The following is a 22,166-nucleotide window of genomic DNA, read 5'->3' on the forward strand; positions in this document are numbered from 1 at the left end:
GCGTGGATGCTGAATCGCCCGATGCGCGCTCTATGCGCGCATCGGGGCGTCAGGGCAATGGCTTCAATGGCTTGCAGGCACTTTGGGACGAATATCGTCTCCAAAATGTGATCGATATCACGATTCCGGGGCGGCTTCGCGGAGTTCGCGGCGCAGGATCTTGCCGACGTTGGTCTTGGGCAACTCGCTGCGGAACTCCACGATGCGCGGGTGCTTGTAGCCGGTCAGGTGCTCGCGGGCATGGGCCTTGACCTGGTCGGCGGTCAGACTGGGGTCCTTGCGCACGATGACGACCTTGACCACCTCGCCCGAGCGCTCGTCGGGCACGCCGATCGCCGCGACCTCGAGCACGCCGGGCATCATTGCGATCACATCCTCGATCTCGTTGGGATAGACGTTGAACCCCGAGACCAGAATCATGTCCTTCTTGCGGTCGACGATGTAGAAGTAGCCGCCGGCATCCATCCGCGCCATGTCGCCGGTGTGCAGCCAGCCCTCGGCATCGATCGCTTCTGCGGTGTCGCCCGGGCGCTGCCAGTAGCCCTTCATGACCTGCGGCCCGCGGATACACAGTTCGCCGACTTCGTCGACCGCCAACTGCGCGCCGTTCTCGTCCTTGATGCAGGCCTCGGTGGAGGGCACCGGCAGGCCGATCGAGCCGTTGTAGTCGGCCAGCGTCATCGGATTGATACAGGCCGCAGGCGAGGTCTCGGTCAGGCCGTAGGCCTCCACCAGCGTGGTGCCGGTGACCGCCTTCCAGCGCTCGGCCACCGCGCGCTGGACGGCCATGCCGCCGCCCAGGCTCAGATGCAGGCGCGAGAAGTCCACCTGGTCGAACCCGGGCGTGTTGAGCAGGCCGTTGAACAGCGTATTGACGCCGGTGATGGCGGTCATGCGGATGCCCTTGAGCTCCTTGACGAAGCCGGGCATGTCGCGCGGGTTGGTGATCAGGTGGTTGTGGCCGCCGAACTCCATGAACACCAGGCAGTTCGCGGTCAGTGCGAAGATGTGATAGAGCGGCAACGCGGTGACGATCAGTTCCTCGCCGCGCTTGGCGTCGGTGCCCAGCCACGCCGCCGCCTGCTGCATGTTGGCGACCATGTTGCGATGGGTGAGCATCGCGCCCTTGGCCACGCCGGTCGTGCCGCCGGTGTACTGCAGGAATGCGATGTCCTCGTGTGCGATCGCAACCTCGGGCAGCGTGTGCTTGCGGCCGCGCGCGAGCGCTTCGCGGAAGCGGATCGCGCCATGGATGGTGTAGTCGGGCACCATCTTCTTGACGTGCTTGACCACCAGATTGACGATCGCGCCCTTCGGAAAGCCCAGCAGGTCGCCAAGGCCCGTGGTCACGACCTGCTTGATCTGGGTGTCGGCGATGACGTCCTGCACCGTCTTGCCGAAGTTGTCCATTACCAGGATTGCCGCCGCGCCGGAGTCGACCAGTTGGTGGCGCAGTTCGCGGGCGGTGTACATCGGATTGGTGTTCACCACCGTCAGCCCGGCGCGCAGCACGCCGAAGATGGCGATCGGGTACTGCAGACAGTTGGGCATCATGATCGCGACGCGATCACCTTTCTTGAGCTTGAGCTCGCCCAGCAGGTAGGCTGCGAACTGCTGGCTGTAGGTGTCGAGCTCGCCGTAGGTGAGCGTCTTGCCCATGTTGGAGAACGCGGGCTTGTCGCGGTACTTCGCGATTGCCTCGTCGAGGACCGCGGGGACCGAGGGGTACTCGTTGGGATCGATCTCGGCGGGGATGCCCGCAGGGTAGTTCGCCAGCCACGGGCGTTGGTCGGTCATTCGGTCTTCTCCCTGATGAAGGCCGTCACTCGAAGCGGTGAGCGTACCTGCGCAATCGCGTTCGATTGGAGCACAGGCTTTCCGGGCGAGGCAAGGCGCGGCGCGGTAGTCGCGCCGCGTACACGGCGCGCGTGTCCCATTGACTGCCCGCCGCGCTGCGGCGGCGGGCAGGGTGCCTGTCCGATCCGGGATCAGGCTGCCTGCTTGCTGGCCAGCTGACGCAGCACGTAGTGCAGCAGCCCGCCGTGGCGAAAGTACTCCACTTCCTTCGGGGTCAGCAGCAGCACGTGGACCTCGAAGCGGATCTGGCGGCCGTCGGCCTTGGTCGCCACCACCTGCGCGCGCTTGGCGCGGCCGTCGTCGAGACCGGTGATGTCGATCGTCTCGGTCCCGTCCAGCCCCAGCGTCTGCGCGTTCTCGCCGTCCTGGAACCTGCACGGCAGCACGCCCATGCCGACCAGGTTGGAGCGGTGGATGCGCTCGAAGCTTTCGGCGATCACCGCCTTGACGCCGAGCAGGTTGGTGCCCTTGGCCGCCCAGTCGCGCGAGGAGCCGGTGCCATACTCCTTGCCGGCGAACACCACCAGCGGGACGCCATCGGCGCGGTACTTCATCGCCGCGTCGTAGATCGCCAGCTTTTCCGGCTCGCCCTTGCCGAAGTAGAGCGTGTTGCCGCCTTCCTCGCCACCGAAGAACAGGTTCTTGATGCGGATGTTGGCGAAGGTGCCGCGGACCATCACGTCGTCGTTGCCGCGGCGCGAGCCATAGCTGTTGAAGTCCGCCGGCTGGACGCCGCGCGACTGCAGGAACCGCCCGGCGGGTGAGTCCTTCTTGATGTTGCCGGCCGGCGAGATGTGGTCGGTGGTGATCGAGTCGCCGAACAGGCCCATCACCCGCGCACCGTGGATGTCGTCGATGCTGCCCACATCCATGGTCATGCCCTCGAAGTAGGGCGGGTTCTTGATGTACGTCGAGCTCTCGTCCCAGGCATAGAGTTCGCCGTCGGGCGACTCGATGGTGTTCCAGCGCGTGTCGCCCCTGAAGACGTCGGCGTAGTTCTTGGCGAACATCTCCGGGCCGATCGTGCGTGCGATGAAATCGCCGATCTCCTTGTTCGACGGCCAGATGTCGCGCAGGTAGACCGGGTTGCCGTCCTGGTCCTTGCCCAGCGGATCGTGGGCCAGGTCGATATCGACGGTGCCGGCGATCGCGTAGGCGACCACCAACGGTGGCGAGGCGAGGTAGTTCATCTTGACCTCACCGTGGATGCGGCCCTCGAAGTTGCGGTTGCCCGACAGCACTGCCGCGACTGCGAGGTCGTTCTCGGCGATGCCCTTGGACACCGCATCGGGCAGCGGGCCCGAGTTGCCGATACAGGTTGTGCAGCCGTAGCCGACGACGTAGAAGCCGAGCTTCTGCAGGTCGTCCATCAAGCCGGCCTTTTCGAGGTAGTCGGTGACCACCAGCGAGCCGGGCCCCAACGAGGTCTTGACCCACGGCGCTGCCTTCAGGCCCTTGGCCGCGGCATTGCGCGCGAGCAGGCCGGCACCGAGCATCACCGCCGGGTTGGAGGTGTTGGTGCAGGAGGTGATCGCGGCGATGACCACCGAGCCGTCGGTGAGCTCGTGTTCGCCGTCCTCGAGAGTGATCTTCGACACCGGCCGGGCGGCCAGGCGTTCGGCCTGCGGCTGGCCGCCGCCTTCCTTCTCGAAGCGGTCGATCTGCGCATCGTTGGCGGCATCGCGGCGTGCGGTGAGCGCACCGACGTTGTCGCGGAAATTCTGTTGCACGTCCTCCAGCAGCACGCGGTCCTGCGGGCGCTTGGGCCCGGCCAGCGACGGCCGCACGTCGCCCATGTCGAGCGTGAGCACGCTGCTGTACTCGGCCTCGGGTGCGCCGGGCTCGTGCCAGAGCTGCTGCGCCTTGGCGTAGGCCTCGACCAGGGCGATCTGCGCCTCGCTGCGGCCCGACAGGCGCAGATAGCTCAGCGATTCGGCGTCGATCGGGAAGATGCCGCAGGTCGCGCCGTACTCGGGCGCCATGTTGCCGATCGTCGCGCGGTCGGCGAGCGGCAGATGCTGCAGCCCGTCGCCGAAGAACTCCACGAACTTGCCGACCACGCCGTGCTTGCGCAGCATCTGGGTGACGGTCAGCACCAGGTCGGTCGCGGTCGCGCCCTCGGGCAGCCGGCCGGTGAGCTTGAAGCCGACGACCTGCGGGATCAGCATCGACGAGGGTTGGCCGAGCATCGCGGCCTCGGCCTCGATGCCGCCCACGCCCCAGCCCAGCACGCCGATGCCGTTGATCATCGTGGTGTGCGAGTCGGTCCCGAACACGGTGTCAGGGTAGGCCCAGCGCGTGCCGTCCTCGCGCTCGGCGGTCATGACCACGCGCGCCAGATGTTCGAGATTGACCTGGTGGACGATGCCGGTGTTGGGCGGGACCACCTTGAAGTTGTCGAACGCCTTCTGGCCCCAGCGCAGGAAGCCGTAGCGCTCCTTGTTGCGCTCGAACTCGATCTTGCCGTTAAGATCGAGCGCGTCGGGCCGGCCGAACACGTCGACCTGCACCGAGTGGTCGATGACCAGTTCGGAGGGGATCAGCGGATTGATCTGCTCGGGCCGTCCGCCCAGGCGCACCACCGCATCGCGCATCGCCGCCAGGTCGACCACGCAGGGCACGCCGGTGAAGTCCTGCAGCACCACGCGCGCGGGCATGAAAGCGATCTCGGTGTCGGGCTCGGCCGTTGCCTGCCAGTTCGCGACCGCTTCGATGTGCCGTGCGGTCACCGTTTCGCCGTCCTCGTGGCGCAGCAGGTTCTCCAGCAGGATCTTCATCGAGTAGGGCAGGCGGGCGATGTCGAACTTCGCCGCCAGCGCCGGAAGGCTGGCATAGGTGTAGCGCTGGCCGGCGACGTCGAGATCGGCGCGCGTGGAAAAGGAATCGGTCATGGGGGGCTCCTGTCGCGGTTGCTGGCGGTGACACAGCCGGGCTGGGTCGTGGCGTGCTGGCATGCGTCCGGGCCTGGGCCCGGTCTCCTACGGATGGGCGGGTGTCACCGTGTCAATCCGGTCAGTGTAGATCGCATGGCGTGGCGGGGGTGTCATCGCCGCGATGCCGTGGCCGGATCCTGCCAGGTGCTCTTGAGCATCTGCAGGAACCGCTCGGCCGCCGGCGACAGCATCGCACCGCGCCGTCGCACGATGCCGATCGTACGTGACACCACGGGGGGCGCGATCTCGCGGGTCACCAAGATGGAGTGTTCCTCCTGCGGCGTGGCCATACGTGGCAGGACCGAGATGCCGACGCCGGCCTCGACCAGGCCCAACGAGGTCGACAGGTGCGTCACTTCGTAGAACCAGCTCAGCTTGAGGTTCTCGCGCGCCAGGGCACCGTCGAGCAGGGTGCGGTTGCCGCTGGTGCGATGCACGGTGATCAACGGGTGCTGGGCGATGTCGTGCCAGGTCACGCGGCGCTTCTTGGCCAGCGGATGGTCGCGGCGGCAGGCGAGCACGAACGGATCCTCGACCAACACGTCGAACTCCAGTTCGGGGTCGGATGCTCCCATGAAGTTCACCCCGAACTCGACCTCGCCGCGCTCGACCGCCTGCAGGCCTTCGGTGGCCGGGATGTCGAGGATCCGGAAGCGGACGTTGGGATGGTCTTCATGGAAGCGGGCGATGACGCTGGGCAGGAAGTAGAACGCCGCGGTCGGCAGGCAGGCGATCGTGACCTGGCTGCCGCGGCCGTCGTCGACGCCGCGCGAGGAGAACAGCGAGCCGTCGAACTCCTCGATCATCCGTCGCACCAGCGGCAGCAGGTTCTGCCCGACTGCGGTCGGCGCGACGCTGCGCGTCGTGCGTTCGAGCAACGGCGCGCCCACCGCATGTTCGAGCTTCTGGATGCGCCGGCTCAGCGCCGGTTGCGAGACGTGCAGCGCCTCGGCGGCGCGGTGGAAGCTGCGGGTGTCGGCGACGAGCAGAAAGGCGCGCAGGTCGAGAATTTCGCAATTGATGCTCATATCGGATCAATCATCCAGAAAAAAGCAATTCACAGATCAATTCGGCCCATGACAAGATCGGAACGAATCGAATTATTGATTCGATATAGATATCAATCTGGCCACGTCATGTCCAACGATCTCTACAGTCTGCCTTGTGTCCTGATGCGGGGCGGCACCTCCAAAGGGCCGTTCTTTCTCGCCTCGGACCTGCCCAGCGATCCCGCCCGGCGGGATCGGCTGCTGCTCGATCTGATGGGGTCGGGGCATCCGTTGCAGATCGATGGCATCGGCGGCGGCAACGCCTTGAGCAGCAAGGTCGCGATCGTCGGTCCGGCCAGCCGCGCCGATGCGGACATCGACTATCTGTTCGCACAGGTCCGGCCGGACCAGCAGGTCGTCGACACCACCCCCAACTGCGGCAATATGCTGGCGGCGGTCGGTCCGTTCGCGATCGAGTCGGGCATGGTCGCCGCGTCCGACCCGCAAACGCTGGTGCGCATCCACAACGTCAATACCGGCAAGGTGGTGCTGGCGACAGTGCAGACGCCGCGCGGCCGGGTCAGCTACCGGGGCGACACCGCGATCGCCGGTGCGCCGGGCACCGCGGCGCCGATCTCGCTGGCGTTTCTCGATGCGGCGGGCGCGCGCACCGGCAAGCTGCTGCCGACCGGCGCGGCCAGCGAATGGATCGATGGCGTGGAAGTGAGCTGCGTCGACTGCGCCATGCCGATGGTGATGCTGGCCGGGTCCGCGCTGGGCGTGACCGGTGAGGAGAGCGTCGCCGCACTCAATGCCGACACCGCGATGCTGGCCCGGTTGGAACGGATCCGCATCGAGGCCGGGCGGCGGATGGGCATCGCCGACGCCGCCGACCGGGTGATCCCGAAGCCGGTGCTGCTGCTGCCGCCGCGCGCCGGCGGCACGCTCCAGGTGCGCTATTTCATGCCGCACCAGTGCCACAGTGCGCTGGCGATCACCGGCGCGGTCGGGATCTCGACGGCGTGCGTGACGCCGGGCACCCTGGCGCAACGCATGGCGGGCGATCTGGCGCTGCCCGCCGATGTCGCACTCGAACACCCCAGCGGCCGCCTGGATGTGGCGCTGCACCGACCTGGCCCGGATGCCCCCATCGTCGCCAGCGTCGTGAGAACGGCGCGGCGCCTGTTCGAAGGCCGTGTGTTCGCCAGCACGGATCCGCGCAGGGACGCGGCAGCGGCATGGAGCTCGGCGGCATGACCTGACTCACCCGGGCGCTGCCCGGACCGCACCATCACCATCCTGGGAGGGATCGATGTACAAGCGTTTCATTCTCGCCGCCTGCGCGGCGGCGCTCGTCTGCCTGGCCGGCTGCACCGGCCGCGGCGGCGAGGGCACCGAGTCCGTCCGCATCAGCGTCGGCTCCTACAACCTCAACAACCTGCCGTTCTTCATCGCCGACGCCAACGGCTACTTCGACGAGGTCGGGCTGGACGTGCGCACCGAGAACTTCGCCCAGGGCGGCTCGAAGGTGCTGCAGGCGCTGGTCGCAGGCTCCACCGACGTCGCGGTGGGCTTCTACGACCACACGATCCAGATGCAGGCCAAGCATAAGAACGTGGTCGGCTTCGTGCTGCTGTCCCGCAACTCCGGCCTGGTGCTGGCCGGACGGCCTGACAGCACGTTCGATCCGGCCAACCCGGCCTCGATCCGCGGCATGAACGTGGGCATCACCGCGCCGGGGTCGTCGTCGGACTTCTTCGTCCGGCACTTCCTGGCCCAGCACGGCATCCCGGTCGACGACATCTCGATCATCGGCGTCGGCTCGGGCGCGGCCGCGGTCGCAGCGCTCGACCAGGGCAAGGTCGACCTGCTGGTCAATTACGACCCGGCCGCGACGCTGATCGCCGAGCGGGGCGTGGGCAAGATCATCATCGACGCGCGCAGCGACGCGGGTGCCCGTGCGGTGTACGGCGGCATCTACCCGACGTCGGTGATGTACGCAGACCAGTCGTTCCTCGACAAGCGGCCCGAAGTGGCCGAGAAGATCGTCCGCGCGCAACAGAAGGCGCTGGCGTTCATCGCCGACCATTCGGCCGAGGAGATCGTCGCCGCGCTGCCCGACAAGTACGTGTCGGGTGATCGGGAGATCTATGCGAAGGCCGTCGAGGCCGCGCGCGCGATCTTCACCCGCGACGGTCGCTTCAATCCCGAGGACCTGCGCACGCCGCTGACGGTCCTGCGCGAGTTCAACGCCGATGTCGCCAACGCCGACATCGATCTGGAGAAGACCTACACCAACGCCTTCGTCGACCGCGCCCTCGCGGATCCGGCCCAGTAACGCCAGGAGGTTCCATGGCTGTCGCCAGTGTTGCCCGACTGCGGGAAGTAGACCCGATGCCGATCCAGACCCGTCCCACGGTGGCGATCGACAATGTCACCATGTCCTTCGGTGATTTCACCGCCGTACGCGATGTCGACGTGCAGGTCGCCGACGGCGAGTTTCTCGCCATCGTCGGCCCGACCGGCTGCGGCAAGAGCACGATCCTCAACGCCGTCGCCGGCCTGCTGACGCCCTCGGCGGGCACGATCCACATCGACGGCAAGCCGGTGCGTGGCGTGCAGGAAAGCGTGGGCTACCTGTTCCAGCAGGACGCCCTGCTGCCGTGGAAGACCGCGCTGCAGAACGTCGAACTGGGGCTGCGCTTTCGCGGTGTGGCCCAGGACGAGCGCGAGCACAAGGCCCGCGCCTGGCTGACCAAGGTCGGCCTGTCGGGCTTCGAACACCGTTATCCGCACCAGCTTTCGGGCGGGCAGCGCAAGCGCGTGCAGATGGCGCAGGCGCTGATCGTCGAGCCGAAGGTCATTCTGATGGACGAGCCGTTTTCCGCGCTCGACATCCACACCCGGCATTTGATGCAGAACGAACTGTTGCGGCTGTGGCAGGAGGACCGGCGCGCGGTGATGTTGATCACTCACGACCTGGAGGAGGCGATCGCACTGGGCGATCGCGTGGTCGTGCTGTCCTCGGGCCCGTCGAGCCGTGTCGTCGAGAGCTTCCCGGTGCGCCTGGAGCGTCCGCGCAATGTGGCCGAGATCAAGCTCGATCAGCGTTTCACCGACCTGTACCGCGATATCTGGGCCTGCCTGCGCGGCGAAGTGGAGAAGAGCTATGCACGCCAAGACTGACCGTTTGATCCAGGTGATGCTCGTCGTCGTCGTGTTCGGCGGCTGGCAGGCCGGCGTGTCGGCGAAGGTCATCGACCCGTTCTTCTTCCCGGCGCCGTTCGACATCGCGCGGCAGATGTTCACCTGGCTGGCCGACACCAGCTTCTACACCCACGTGTACATCACTCTGACCGAGACCGCGCTGGGCTACATCATCGGCACCGCGCTCGGCGTGGCCGGTGGCGTGTGGCTGGGCCTGAGCCGGCGTGCGGCGCGGATCCTCGACCCGTTCATCAAGGGCTTCAATGCCATCCCGCGCGTGGTGCTGGCCCCGATCTTCGTGCTGTGGCTGGGCCTGGGACTGTGGTCGAAGGTCGCGCTGGCGGTCACGCTGGTGTTCTTCATCACGTTCTTCAACGCGATGCAGGGCGTGCGCGAGGTGAACCCGGTGGTGCTGGCCAATGCCCGCATTCTCGGCGCCAACCGCAGCGCGCTGCTGCGGCACGTGTACTTCCCGGCCGCGGCGAGCTGGATCCTGTCCTCGCTGCGCACCTCGGTGGGCTTCGCGGTGGTCGGCGCGATCATCGGCGAGTACCTGGGCGCCTCGGCGGGCCTGGGCTACCTGATCGCGCAGGCCGAAGGCAACTTCAATGCGGTCGGTGTGTTCGCCGGCATCATCCTGCTGGCCGCGTTCGTGCTGATCATCGACGCGGTGCTCGACGTCGCCGAGAACCGCTTGATCACCTGGCGTCCGAACGCCTCTCGCGAAGCCACCAGCTGAGCCTCGTCGCCTGGCGCAGTGCGCCGGGCGGCCCATCGACACCCGTTCCCCACGTCCGGGTGCTTTGCGCCGGTCGCCGCGCTCGCGGCACCGGCGCCTCTTCCCATCCGTCCTGTCTGCCGCGGTCGCGGCAGGCCCGCCTGCGGCCGTCCGCCGGCGCTGGCCGGCACTCGCCGTCCGGCCGCCGTGTGCACCGCCGCGCCCGGAGATCGCCCCATGCCTCGCATGTCCCGCCCCCGCCCCACGTTGCTGGCCACCGCCGTCGGCCTGCTGCTCGCCACCTCGGCCGCGTCCGCGCAGACGGCGCCGGCCGCGCTGGAGGACCTCGTCCGCCAGCAGGCCGAGCAGATCCGCCGGCTCGAGGCGCGCCTGTCCGCGCTGGAGGCCGGCACCGCGTCCAGTGTGACCGCCGCGCCGCCCGCGGTCGGCGTCAGGGCCACGCCCGACACCGAGGCCGCGCTGGCCGATCGCGTGGCGAAGATCGAAGCCGCGCAGGCCAAAGCGCCGGCGGTGGGCTGGTCGAAGGGCGCGCCGCAGTTTGCCAGCGCCGACGGGCAGATCACGTTCCGGCCGCGTGGCCGGGTCTTCATCGACACCTCCAGCACGCACGGCTCCGATTTCGAGGCCCGCAACATCACCGGCACCGAGATCCGCTCGGTGCGCCTGGGCGTGGAGGGCAGCTACGGGCAGCTCGGCTACGCGGTCGAAGGCGATTTCGCCGACAACGGCGTGGCCTGGAAGTCGGCCTACGTGACCATTGGCCACACGCTGTTTGGTCGCGAGGCCGAGCTGACGGTGGGCAATCGCCTCAACGACCGCGGCATCGACGGCGCCAGCGGGACCGGCAACACCCCGTTCCAGGACCGCAATGTCGTCGGTACGCAGATCGTGCCGCAGCGCGGGCTGTTCGGCGTCGGCCTGACCGAGCGCGTCTACGGCGAGGACTGGCACGCGAGCCTGTCGATCGCCGGCAACGACCTCAACAACGTCGGCGACAGCGACGATTCGATGACCCTGGCCGGCCGCGTGCACTGGAACCCGGTCAAGGGCGAGGGCGGTCTGCTGCACCTGGGCGCCTGGGGCTTCTACGAGGACATCGCGCCGGGCAGCAGCGGTGTGTTCCGCAGCTCGGCGATCGCCGGGCATCTCAACGATCTGGTCAAGATCGCACCCGGCGTATTGCCAGGTGCCGACCACGGGCAAGGCTACGGCGTGGAACTGCTGGGCGTGCGCGGGCCGTTCTGGGGCTATGGCGAATGGGGGCGGCGCGAGGTCGCCGGTGTCGGCGGCACAGGGCGCTTCGACGTGGCGCATGACGCCTGGGCGCTGTCGGCCGGCTGGTTCCTGTCGGGCGCAAGCCCGGCGTTCGCGGCCAAGACCGGCACCTGGAGCCGCGTCAAGGTCGCGCGGCCGGTGACCGCGGGCGGGTGGGGCGCATGGGAGCTCAAGGCGAGGTACGAGAACGTCGACTACGGCGAGCTGCCCGCCGGTGGCACCGGCGACGCGCTGACGGTCGGCGTGAACTGGTACCTCAACGATTTCAGCCGGGTCATGCTCGATGCGATCCGCTGGGAGACCGACAACCGCAGCGGCGACTACCGCGGCGAGGATCGCGGTACGACGCTCAACGCGCGCTTCCAACTGGCGTTCTGACGCGAACGGGCCGCGGTTCGCAGCGTGCCGGACCGGCGGACCGGTGCGCCGGTTCTCGCTGGTCTGAAGGGTGAGCTGGTATCGGAAGCCCGTTTTCGCCGGCGCGGTGCCCACCGAGTTGCCCGTAGACGGAAAAGGGAAAGGCGGCCCGTCGGGGCGGCGTCCAGGCATCCCGTTTACCGGCGCGGGCTGGAGTATGCGCAGTCAGGTATGTACAATGCGCGCATACTTTCCAGGAGGCTCGCCATGGAAGCCACCGTCGCCGAGCGCGGCCAGATCACCCTGCCCAAGCCGGTGCGCGATGCGCTCGGGCTGAGCAAGGGCACGATTCTGAAGGTCGAACTGGAAGGCAGCCGGATCGTGCTGCGCAAGAGCGTCGACGATGCCGTGTCGCGCGCGCGCGGCCGCTTCAAGCTCGAAGGCTTCGATGACACCGATGCGGCGATGCGCGCGGTCCGCGGCCAAGCGGCCGACACCCCTGATGGCGACGCCACGCCGTGATCGCCGTCGACGCCCCGGTGCTGGTGGACCTGCTGGCCGACGGCCCGCAGGCCGACGCCGCCGAGGCCTGCCTGCGCCAGTACCTGAGCGCGGGTCCGGTCGTGGTCTGCGACGTGGCCCTGGCCGAGATCTGCGGCGCGCTGCGTGACGGCGCCGAGACCATGGCCGTGCTCGAGGACATGGGCGTGCGCTTTTCGGCGATCGAGGCCAAGTCGGCGCTGCGCGCCGGCGAGATGCAGCGCCGTTCCTGGCAGCGCGGCGACACGAGCGGCCGCGCGGCGCGGGACTTCCTGGTCGGGGCGCACGCACTGCTGCAGTGCAATGGCCTGATCACGCGCGATGACGCGTTCTTCCGCACTTATTTCAAGGGTCTCAAGCTGATCGTACCGTCGGCCTGAGACCGGTTCTCCCGGTACCGCAAGACTTTTGGAGTTGCCCGCATGTTGGAAGCCTACCGCCACCACGTTGCCGAGCGTCAAGCGCTGGGCATTCCGCCGCTGCCGCTCAACGCGCAGCAGACCGCCGAGGTCGTCGAACTGCTCAAGAACCCGCCGGCCGGCGAGGCTGAGTTCCTGTTGGATCTGCTCACCCACCGCGTGCCGGCCGGCGTCGACGACGCCGCCAAGGTCAAGGCCTCGTATCTGGCCGCGATTGCGCTGGGCACCGAGCACAACCCGCTGATCGACCGCGCGCGCGCGACCGAACTGCTGGGCACCATGCTCGGCGGCTACAACGTCCACCCGCTGGTCGAATTGCTCGACGACGACGCGGTCGGCGCGATCGCCGCCGATGGCCTCAAGCACACGCTGCTGGTGTTCGATGCCTTCCACGATGTCGAGGACAAGGCCAAGGCCGGCAATGCCAATGCCCAGGCCGTGCTGCGCAGCTGGGCCGAGGCGGAGTGGTTCACCAGCAAGCCCGAAGTGCCGGCGTCCATGACCCTGACCGTGTTCAAGGTGCCGGGCGAGACCAACACCGATGACCTGTCGCCGGCACCTGATGCGACCACGCGGCCCGACATTCCGATGCACGCGCTGGCGATGCTCAAGAACAAGCGTGACGACGCGCCGTTCGTGCCGGAAGAAGACGGCAAGCGTGGGCCGATCCAGCTCATCGCCGATCTCAAGCAGAAGGGGCACCTGGTCGCCTACGTTGGTGACGTGGTCGGTACCGGTTCCTCGCGCAAGTCGGCGACCAACAGCGTGCTGTGGTGGACCGGCGACGACATCCCCTACATCCCCAACAAGCGTGCCGGCGGCGTGTGCCTGGGCGCGAAGATCGCGCCGATCTTCTACAACACGATGGAAGACGCCGGTGCGCTGCCGATCGAGCTCGACGTCTCGAAGATGGAGATGGGCGATGTGATCGAGCTGCGCCCCTACGAGGGCCGCGCGCTGAAGAACGGCGAGACGATCGCCCAGTTCGAGGTCAAGTCCCAGGTGCTGTTCGACGAGGTGCGCGCCGGTGGCCGTATCCCGCTGATCGTCGGCCGCGGCCTGACCGCCAAGGCGCGCGAGTCGTTGGGCTTGGCCCCGACGGACCTGTTCCGTCTGCCGCAGCAGCCGGCCGACAGCGGCAAGGGCTTCTCGCTGGCGCAGAAGATGGTCGGCCGTGCGATCGGTCTGCCCGAAGGGCAGGGCGTGCGTCCGGGGACGTACTGCGAACCGAAGATGACCTCGGTCGGCTCGCAGGACACCACCGGCCCGATGACCCGCGACGAGCTCAAGGATCTGGCGTGCCTGGGCTTCTCTGCCGACCTGGTGATGCAGTCGTTCTGCCACACCGCGGCGTACCCCAAGCCGGTCGACGTCAAGACCCATCACACGCTGCCGGAGTTCATCTCCACCCGCGGCGGCATCTCGCTGCGTCCCGGCGACGGCGTGATCCACAGCTGGCTCAACCGCATGCTGCTGCCCGACACCGTCGGCACCGGCGGCGATTCGCACACCCGCTTCCCGGTTGGCATCTCGTTCCCGGCCGGCAGCGGCCTGGTCGCGTTCGCCGCGGCCACCGGCGTGATGCCGCTGGACATGCCCGAGTCTGTGCTGGTCCGCTTCAAGGGTGAGATGCAGCCGGGTGTGACCCTGCGTGACCTGGTCAACGCGATCCCGCTGTACGCGATCAAGGCCGGGCTGCTGACGGTCGCCAAGCAGGGCAAGAAGAACGTGTTCTCCGGGCGCATCCTCGAGATCGAGGGTCTGCCGGACCTGAAGGTCGAGCAGGCGTTCGAACTGTCGGATGCCTCGGCCGAGCGCTCGGCCGCGGGCTGCACGGTGCACCTGAACAAGGAACCGATCATCGAGTACATCACCAGCAACATCACGTTGCTCAAGTGGATGATCGCCCAGGGCTATCAGGACGCGCGCTCGATCCAGCGCCGGATCGAGAAGATGGAGCAGTGGCTGGCCGACCCGCAACTGTTGCAGGGCGATGCCGACGCCGAGTACGCGGCGGTCATCGAGATCGACCTGGCCGAGATCCACGAGCCGATCCTGGCCTGCCCCAACGACCCGGACGACGTGAAGACGCTATCGGAGGTCGCCGGCGTGGCGATCGACGAGGTGTTCATCGGCTCGTGCATGACCAACATCGGTCACTTCCGTGCAGCGTCCAAGCTGCTGGAAGGCAAGCGCGACATCCCGACCAAGCTGTGGGTCGCGCCGCCGACCAAGATGGACGCCGCCGAGCTGACCAAGGAAGGCCACTACGGCACGTTCGGCGCCGCAGGTGCGCGGATGGAAATGCCGGGCTGCTCGCTGTGCATGGGCAACCAGGCGCAGGTGCGCGAGGGCGCGACGGTGTTCTCGACCTCGACCCGCAATTTCCCCAACCGCCTGGGCCGCAACTCCAACGTGTATCTGGGCTCGGCGGAACTGGCCGCGATCTGCTCGCGCCTGGGTCGGATCCCGACCCGCGAGGAGTACATGGCGGGCGTCGGCGTGATCAACACGCAGAGCGCGGAGATCTACCGTTACATGAACTTCGATCAGATCGAGGAGTACCGCGAGACGGCGTCGTCGGTCGCTGCCTGATCTCTGAGGTTCCGATCGTCCTGAGCGCCGCGCCCGTGCAGACGGGCGCGGCGTTTTTCTTGTTTGCGGTAGCCGTCGCCGTCCATCGCTGGCGGGACTGAGGACATGCCGAATCGTTGTTTTCGTGCGGCGCAGCATCGTGAAAGAGTGCTGATCACCTCGTTGCCGCAGGAACGCTTGCCCATGTCCACCGCGCGTCTCGCTTCTCCGTCCTGGGCCGTCGCCGCGGCACTGTGCGCTGTACTGCTGGCGGCCGCGCCACTTGCCCGGGCAGATGACGGGGCCGGCTCGCCGCTGCGCGCGTACCTGAGCAACAAGCGGGCGGCGATCCAGGCCCTGCAGGCGCAGGACGCCGCACCCACCGCGCTGCATGGCAAGGTCACCGCCGAGAGCCGCTCGGGCGTGCGCCGGCTGCGCCTGGGGCCGAACGGCGAGTATCAGTCCATCAGCGACAGTGGCCGCGACTATGCCGGCTACAACCTCGGGCGGGGTCCTGGGACTCCCTGGTCGGCACGCTGGCCAGTGCGGTCGCCGACGAGTACATCGTGCAGGCGGCGGTGCAGAACGTTCCGATCGACGCGTTGGACGTGGTGTTCACGAGCGTGCCCGAGCGCAAGAGCGACACCCTGGCCTATCCGAACAACCTGTCCTACGTAGCCTACATCGACTCGCCGGCCGACGCCGCGCAGCTCGAATCGCTCCGCCAGGCCGTCCATGCGCAGTCGGCGGCGATCGATCTGGTGACCCGACCGCAGCAGGTCAGCCATGCCGAGGTGCGCTACACGCACTCGCCGGCGCAGCGCGAAGCCGACCTGCCGCCCGGTCTGCGCGATTTCATCACCGAGGAAAAGCGGCCCGCCGTGCTGGGCAAGCGCGCCCAGGCGGCGGAGCGGACCTCGACGCCGCGCGCCCTGGTCGCGCGTGCACACGTCGAGCCGCATACCGGCCTGCGCCGGGTATTCCTGGGCGAGGACGGCTACCACCAGCAACTGCACGACAGCGCGCCGGACCTGCTGGGGTACGGGCTTGCGCCGACCGTGGAGGAACACCTGCTGGGCGTGACCGCGACCTGCCTGACGCACATCTTCGAAGTGCAGGCCGCCACCCGCAATGTGCTGCTCGACACCCTGGAACTGACCGTGGACGGCGAGCTCGGACCGCGTTTCGGTGCGAACGTCAGCACGCCGGCGCGGTTTCGCAACATCCGCTACACCGCGACCATCGCATCGCCTGCGTCCGCGCAGGACATCGACGCCCTGCGCCAGGCGGTCGAGGCGACCTGTCCGCTCTACAACCTGGTCAAGGATGCGCAGACGCTGGACGGCCGCATCGTGCGCGGCGCGTTCGCGCAGACGCCGCGCTAGCTAGCACTCCCGCGCGGCGTGCGCCGCGCGCCATCAGAACCAGAGCATTCGACGCGCCCGGATCGCGCGCGCACACGTGCGTGCGAGGTCCGTCGAACGCGGTCGTCCTTCCATCGAACCACGGGGTCCCCGATGCACCGTTCCGCCCGCGCCCATCCTGTCCCGACGGCCGCCGCCCGCGGCGCGCGCGTGACCGCGCCGACGCGCGGCCGCCTGGCGCTGGCGTTGTGCGCGCTGCTGTCGACGAGCGTGCAGGCAGACGACGCGCCGGACGCGGCATCCGCACCCTCTGCGCGCTTGCTCGACAAGGTCTCGGTGCTCGGCTCGCGGATCGCCGGTGGCGGCGCCGCCGCGGCGTTGCCGGTGGCGACGGTGGACCGGGCCCAGATCCAGGCCACCGGCGCGACCAACGGCAACGAACTGTTCCGCAGCCTGCCGCAGTTCGGCGACGTCGCGGTGACCGAGAAGGGCACCACCAACGCCGGGCGCAATTCCAATGTCGCGCGTGGCGACGTGGGGGCCATCAATCTGCGCAACCTCGGCGCCAAGTACACCTTGCTGCTGATCAACGGCCGCCGCACCGTGCAGCATCCGATCAGCAACAGCGGGGACAACACCACCTACAACGCGAATGCGATCCCGACTTTCGGCCTGGAGCGCATCGATCTGCTGCTCGACGGGGCGGCGTCCATCTATGGCGCCGATGCGATCGCCGGCGTCACCGATCTGATCACGCCGACCAACCTGGAGGACGGCGGCGGCATCACGCTGCGCTACGGCGCGGTCCAGGACGGCCACCGCGAGGACGTGTCGCTCGAGGGCTACGTCGGCCGCGATTTCGCCGGCGGCCGCGGCAATGTATCGGTGCTCTATGGGCTGTCCACCCGGACCGCGCAGCGCAATTCGGACGCCTGGTTCACGGCGACCGACGGCCGCCGCGTGCTGGCCGACGGCACCAGCGTCCCCGATCCCGACGGCACCACCGGCTTCACCACCCGCACGCCTTGGGGCCATTTCGACACCTACATCGATGGGCGGCGGACCGGCAGCTGGCACATCGACCCGGCCACCGGCGCCCTGGCGCCGGGTCAGGTGCCGACCCGCTACCACTACGACGCCGGCGCCGAGCCGGGCATCACGACCGCGCCTGCGATCGACAAGGGCAACGTGTTCGCCACGGCACGTTTCGACCTGGACGACCGCCGTCAGCTGTTCGGCGAACTCGGCTACTACCGCGCGCAATCCGAATCCTGGGTCAGCAGCGAGGCGGGGTTCGGCGGCGACGGCTTCCTGCTGCACATCCGGCCAGATGCCTACTGGGTGCCCGACGCCCTGCGGGGGGCGGACGCGATCCGGCTGCTCAACTACCAGTTCGCCGATTCGGGCGTCCGCCGGGTCCGTGTCGACAACTCGCAATCGCGAGCGCTGCTCGGCCTGCGCGGCTGGACCGATTCGGGCTGGAACTGGGAAACCGCGCTGCTGTATTCCCGCGCGCGCAGCACCGATCGACAGCAGGGCGGGTTCACCGATGCCTTCATCGACGCGGTGAACCGCACCGATGCCAGCGCCTACAACCCGTTCAGCGGTGGCGACCCGGCCAGCATCCGGGTCGGGGATGCCACGGCCTACGACACCTCCGCGTTCATCGGCGAGGCAACCCGCGAGGGAACGGCCGAACTGGCGTTGTGGGACTTCAAGCTCGACCGGCCCGACCTGCTGTCCTGGTATGCCGGCGACATCGGCCTGGCGGCGGGCGTGGAGTACCGCTACGAAAGTCGCTTCGACGATCGCGACCGGAGCATCGATGGCAGCACACCGTACGTGGACTGGTACACCGGGACCGTCGCCCAGAGCAATTTCTTCACCCACAGTCCCCGGCCCGACGTGCGCGGCAGCCGCAATGTGAAGTCGGCGCTGATCGAGCTGGCGGTGCCGCTGGTCGCATCGACCCACGGCATCCCGTTCGTGCGTTCGCTGGACCTGCAGATCGCGGGGCGTTACGAGGACTACAGCGATGCCGGCGATGTGGCCAAACCGAAGGTCGCCGCGGCGTGGGGCGTCAACGACAGCCTGCTGCTGCGCGGCTCGATCAGCGGCGGCTTCCGCGCCCCCGGCCTGGAACTGGTGAACGCGCCGCCGACCTACGGTTTCGGCTTCAACAACGACGCCGTGCGTTGCCACGCGCTGGTGGTCAAGGGCGCGCATCCCGACTACACCGCCTGCCTGAACGCCTACAGCAACGGATCGCAGGTCAAGCCGTCGGTCAGCGCCGTCACGGCCTACGGCGACGATGTCGCACCGGAGACGACCCGGCAATCGTCGTGGGGCGCGGTGTTCGAGCCGCGGTTCCTGCCGCCGGGGCTGGGCGATCTGAGTCTGAGCGTGGACGCCTGGCGGATCGAAGTCGAGAATCCGATCGGCACCATGGGCGAGGAGGTGCTCTACGACGCGTATCTGCGCGTCGTCGAGGGCCGCAGCAACCCGAACGTGGTCCGCGCCCCGGTGACCGCCGAGGACATCGCGCTGTTCGAGGGCTCGGGCATCGCGCCGGCCGGTGTCGTGACCCATGTGTACGACACCTATCGCAACCGGCAACCGCTGACCGCGTCCGGGGTGGACTACCGCCTGGCCTGGCGGTTCCGCGAGACGGCGTGGGGCGACTTCGCGTTGTTGCTCGACGTCAGCCGCCTCAAGGCCTACACCCAGCACAAGCCGATCGAAGTACAGCAGGTGGCCGAGGCCATCGACAGCGGCGCGCTGGACATCGTCGCCGCGAACCTGGGCGCGGCCAACGAAGTGGGCATCAACGGCGCGAAGCCGGAATGGCGCGGCAGCGCGACGCTGCTCTGGCAGCACGCCGGCTGGACGGTGCGGCTGCGCGATGACTACAGCGGCAGCGTGACCGCTGGCGCGTATGCCGATCGCAGCCCGTTCGTCGTACCGTCCACCCAGCGCTGGGCCTTGTCGGTGGCGCATGCCTTCACCCGCGGGCCGCTCGCCGGCACGACGGTGGAAGCCGGCGCACGCAATCTGTTCGACAAGGCGCCGCCGCTGAACGCCGCCGGCAACTATCTGACGGCCCTGCACGAATCCTACGGCCGTTATCTGCATCTCGGCATCTCAAGGACCTGGTGACCCCATGAAGACGCGTACGCTCGCATTCGCAGTTTTGCTGCTCCCGGCGCTCGTCGCCTGCGATCGCCCGGACGCGCCCGGCGCGGCGCCGATCGCCTCGGCGGACACCACACCTGAGTTCCGTCAGGCGCATGCGGCGTGGGTTCGCGAACGTGCCGACGCGTTGAACAAGCCCGATGGCTGGACGAGCCTCATCGGCCTGCATTGGGTCGAGGCCGACAGACAGCGCGTCGGCGGCGGCGCGCAGGACGACATCCGCCTGGCCATCGGTCCGCCGCACCTGGGCGAACTCGAGCGGCGGGCCGATGGCATCTACTTCACCGCTGACCGAGAAGCCGCGGTTACCGTCGATGGCCGCCCCCTGCAGGGCGAGGTGGCGTTGGAGCCCGAAGGCCGGGACGGCGGCACCCAGCTCGGTTACGACGAGGGCAAGGGCCGGATCTCGTTGATCCGCCGCGGCGATCGGCTCGGCCTGCGGGTCCGGCACGCCGATGCGCCGGCGCGCCTTCAGTTTGCAGGCCTCGACTTCTTCGAGCCCGATCCCGCCTGGCGGGTGCAGGCCCGGTTCGTGGCCCACCCGCCGGGCACGACCCTGCCGATCGCCAACATCATTGGCGACATCAACGACACGCCCAATCCAGGCTATGTGGAATTCGACAAGGACGGACACCGCTGGCGGCTGGAGGCGCTGGGCGATCCGCAGCAGGGCCTGAGCCTCAACTTCCAGGATCGGACCAGCGGGCGGGAGACCTATGCGGTCGGCCGCTATCTGCAGACCGGCCCTGTCGCCGACGATGCGACCGTCGTCGTCGACTTCAACCGCGCCTACAACCCGCCGTGTGCGTACACCGCCTACGCCACCTGTCCTTTGCCGCCGCCGGGCAATCGCCTCGCGCAGCGCGATGCCGACGGCCAAACAGTCCGGCTGGCGGTGCTGGCCGGCGAAAAGGCCTATCCAGGCGCGTCGCACTGAGCAAGCGGTGGGCGCGGAAATCCTGATGCTGCGGCGTGGCACACGATCGTCCCGGTCGATGGTCGCAGCCGGCTGACCGCGCGCAGCTTGGGCGCCGGGCGCGGCGGCGCATGGGCGGGGGCGCGGTCAGTCGGCCGTCTCGCGCCGGGCCAATGCGAGCAGGCGCTGGGCGATGCGGTCCAGCGGCAGGCATTCCTGCGCGGCGCCCAGCTTCCAGGCGGCGCCGGGCATGCCCCAGACGACGCTGCTGGCCTCGTCCTGCACCAGCGTCGCAGCCCCGGCCTCGCGCAGTTCGAGCAGTCCGCGGGCGCCGTCGTCGCCCATGCCGGTGAGGATCGCCGCAACCGCGTTGGCGCCCGCCGCCTGCGCGACCGAGCGGAACAGCACGTCGACCGCAGGCCGGTGTCGGTTGACCGGCGGGCCGGGGTCGAGCCGGCAACGCCAGCGAGCGCCGTCGCGCAGCACGCGCAGGTGGTGGTCGCCCGGCGGCAGGTAGACATGCCCGGGCAGGATGGTCTCGCCGTCGCGCGCCTCGCGCACCAGCATCGCGCAATGCCGGTCCAGGCGTTCGGCGAACGGTGCGCTGAAACTGGCGGGAATGTGCTGGGTCAGCACGATGGCCGGTGCATCGGGCGGCATCGCCTCGAGCACGACGCGGATCGCTTCGGTACCGCCCGCGGACGCGCCGATTGCGATCAGCCGGTCGGTCGTGCGGTAGCGCAACGCGACCGGTGTGGCGGTCGTCTCGGTCGCAGCAGCGGGCCCGGCCGCCGGACGCGATGTCGGGCGCGGTGCGGCGCGGACCTGCGCGCGCGCCGCGGCCTTGACCTTCGCAGTGATCTCCTGCGCGTAGCTTTCCAGGCCGTGGGCGACATTGATGCGTGGCTTGGCGACAAAGTCCACCGCGCCCAGCGCCAAGGCCTGCAGGGTGATGTCGGCGCCGCGCTCGGTCAGCGAGGACACCATCACCACCGGCATCGGCCGCAGTCGCATCAGATTGTCGAGAAACACCAGGCCGTCCATGCGCGGCATCTCGACATCGAGGGTCAGCACATCGGGATGCAGGCGCTTGATCTTCTCGCGGGCGAGCAAGGGGTCGGCGGCGCTGCCCACGACCTCGATCTGGGGATCGGCGGACAGCACTTCGGTCAGCAACTGACGCACGACCGCCGAGTCGTCGACGATGAGCACGCGCACCGGCGTCATTCGAACAGCTCCACATCGCCGGCGACCGGCGCGCGCGCCAAGCGGGCACGGACGGCCGATTCGGCGGCCGCCACCTCGGCGCCGTGTGCGTGCGGCAGCCGGTAGACCATCACCTTGCCGGTCTGCGGGAAGAACCACACCTTGCGCGGATGGATGCCCTGCAGATCCTCGGCCACGACCGGGATGTTCTCCGCGTCCAGATAGCCGCGCACGAACTCGGCGTTGCGCGTGCCCACCGGGTTGCTGGTGAAGCCCTTGAGCACGTTGGCGCCACCGAACACCTTGGCCTCGAGGCGACGGCGGCTGGCGCCGCGCTTGAGCAGCTCGTTGATCAGCACTTCCATCGCATAGCTGCCGTAGCGGGCCGGCGCGCCGTCGCCATTGCCACCGTCGGGCAACAGGAAGTGGTTCATGCCGCCCAGGTGCAGCAGCGGGTCGCGAATGCACGCGGCCACGCATGAGCCCAGCACGGTGACCAGCGCGGTGCCGTCGTTGACCACCAGGTACTGGGTCGGCAGCAGCTTGGCGGCCGGCACCTGGAACTGTGGGTCGCGGTAGCGCATCACCGTGTCGCTGG

16 protein-coding genes are annotated in these 22,166 nt (G+C 68.5%); 11 read left to right on the plus strand and 5 right to left on the minus strand.

The features are described from left to right. Window positions 1-117: 117 nt before the first annotated feature. The 3 genes from BEN78_14285 to BEN78_14295 all read right to left on the minus strand — a co-directional run bounded on the left by BEN78_14285 (window position 118) and on the right by BEN78_14295 (window position 5,818). On the minus strand, window positions 118-1,797 hold the full coding sequence (locus BEN78_14285) for a long-chain-fatty-acid--CoA ligase (GenBank protein ID ASR44358.1): 1,680 nt from the start codon (window positions 1,795-1,797) through the stop codon (window positions 118-120). Between the two features lie 191 nt (window positions 1,798-1,988). Further along, a complete protein-coding gene (locus BEN78_14290; GenBank protein ASR44359.1) occupies window positions 1,989-4,748 on the minus strand; it encodes an aconitate hydratase 1 in 2,760 nt (919 codons plus the stop codon). Window positions 4,749-4,900: 152 nt separating this feature from the next. Next, the gene (locus BEN78_14295; protein ID ASR44360.1) at window positions 4,901-5,818 is read right to left on the minus strand and encodes a LysR family transcriptional regulator; all 918 of its coding nucleotides are present in this window, start codon (window positions 5,816-5,818) and stop codon (window positions 4,901-4,903) included. A 108-nt stretch (window positions 5,819-5,926) separates the two neighbouring features. Between BEN78_14295 and BEN78_14300 the strand changes: the two genes are divergently transcribed. From BEN78_14300 to BEN78_14350, 11 genes are all read left to right on the plus strand, one after another. Then, window positions 5,927-7,036, plus strand: coding sequence for a 4-oxalomesaconate tautomerase (locus BEN78_14300; protein ID ASR44361.1), 1,110 nt, complete (start codon window positions 5,927-5,929; stop codon window positions 7,034-7,036). A gap of 55 nt (window positions 7,037-7,091) precedes the next feature. After that, entirely contained in the window at window positions 7,092-8,117 is a 1,026-nt protein-coding gene (locus BEN78_14305; GenBank protein ID ASR44362.1) for a hypothetical protein, read from the plus strand. Window positions 8,118-8,173: 56 nt separating this feature from the next. After that, window positions 8,174-8,965 carry a mannosyltransferase gene (locus BEN78_14310; GenBank protein ASR44363.1) on the plus strand — a complete coding sequence of 264 codons (792 nt, stop codon included), beginning with the start codon at window positions 8,174-8,176 and terminating at the stop codon, window positions 8,963-8,965. Continuing rightward, complete coding sequence (locus tag BEN78_14315) at window positions 8,949-9,725, plus strand: ABC transporter permease (GenBank protein ID ASR44364.1); 777 nt, start codon at window positions 8,949-8,951, stop codon at window positions 9,723-9,725. The genes BEN78_14310 and BEN78_14315 overlap by 17 nt, the downstream gene beginning before the upstream one ends. Window positions 9,726-9,950: 225 nt before the next feature. Further along, window positions 9,951-11,378 (plus strand): porin, encoded by a 1,428-nt coding sequence (locus tag BEN78_14320; protein ASR44365.1) that lies wholly within the window; start codon window positions 9,951-9,953, stop codon window positions 11,376-11,378. Between the two features lie 246 nt (window positions 11,379-11,624). Then, window positions 11,625-11,879 (plus strand): AbrB family transcriptional regulator, encoded by a 255-nt coding sequence (locus tag BEN78_14325; protein ASR44366.1) that lies wholly within the window; start codon window positions 11,625-11,627, stop codon window positions 11,877-11,879. Then, on the plus strand, window positions 11,876-12,277 hold the full coding sequence (locus tag BEN78_14330) for a DNA-binding protein (protein ASR44367.1): 402 nt from the start codon (window positions 11,876-11,878) through the stop codon (window positions 12,275-12,277). Before BEN78_14325 ends, BEN78_14330 begins: the two co-directional genes overlap by 4 nt. Window positions 12,278-12,319: 42 nt before the next feature. After that, complete coding sequence (locus tag BEN78_14335) at window positions 12,320-14,911, plus strand: bifunctional aconitate hydratase 2/2-methylisocitrate dehydratase (GenBank protein ID ASR44368.1); 2,592 nt, start codon at window positions 12,320-12,322, stop codon at window positions 14,909-14,911. 812 nt (window positions 14,912-15,723) lie between these two features. Then, on the plus strand, window positions 15,724-16,275 hold the full coding sequence (locus BEN78_14340; protein ASR45159.1) for a hypothetical protein: 552 nt from the start codon (window positions 15,724-15,726) through the stop codon (window positions 16,273-16,275). A gap of 132 nt (window positions 16,276-16,407) precedes the next feature. Then, a complete protein-coding gene (locus BEN78_14345; protein ID ASR44369.1) occupies window positions 16,408-19,410 on the plus strand; it encodes a hypothetical protein in 3,003 nt (1,000 codons plus the stop codon). Between the two features lie 4 nt (window positions 19,411-19,414). Continuing rightward, entirely contained in the window at window positions 19,415-20,383 is a 969-nt protein-coding gene (locus tag BEN78_14350) for a hypothetical protein (GenBank protein ASR44370.1), read from the plus strand. Between the two features lie 126 nt (window positions 20,384-20,509). Here the strand turns inward: BEN78_14350 and BEN78_14355 are convergent, their stop codons facing one another. Continuing rightward, on the minus strand, window positions 20,510-21,589 hold the full coding sequence (locus BEN78_14355; protein ASR44371.1) for a chemotaxis response regulator protein-glutamate methylesterase: 1,080 nt from the start codon (window positions 21,587-21,589) through the stop codon (window positions 20,510-20,512). Further along, window positions 21,586-22,152, minus strand: a complete 567-nt coding sequence (locus tag BEN78_14360; protein ASR45160.1) for a chemotaxis protein CheD — start codon at window positions 22,150-22,152, stop codon at window positions 21,586-21,588. The genes BEN78_14355 and BEN78_14360 overlap by 4 nt, the downstream gene beginning before the upstream one ends. Window positions 22,153-22,166: the final 14 nt, after the last annotated feature.

Origin of the sequence: Xanthomonas citri pv. mangiferaeindicae (assembly GCA_002240395.1) — a bacterium.
GTDB lineage: Bacteria > Pseudomonadota > Gammaproteobacteria > Xanthomonadales > Xanthomonadaceae > Luteimonas > Luteimonas citri_A.